Below are 277 nucleotides of genomic sequence, written 5' to 3' on the forward strand. Positions count from 1 at the left end.
CAGGGTGTCATCCAAGTAGCCTCTTTCTTGTCATCCCAGTGCCCAGACACTGGGATGACAAAAAAAGGAGCACTGGAATGACAGCAATCTACGTCATACCGCGATTCATTCGCGGTATCTTTTAGAATAGATCCCGCTAACAAGTAGCGGGATGACGGTTGTCAGGGTGTCATCCCAGTGCCCAGACACTGGGATCCAGAAAAGTTTGCTTGTAAGCAAGCAAACTAGCATAGAAAAACGTTTTCGATGAGATTGCAGAAAGGCTAGATTCCAGACT

Origin of the sequence: Wolbachia endosymbiont of Drosophila incompta, from assembly GCF_001758565.1 — a bacterium.
GTDB classification, from domain to species: Bacteria; Pseudomonadota; Alphaproteobacteria; order Rickettsiales; family Anaplasmataceae; genus Wolbachia; species Wolbachia pipientis.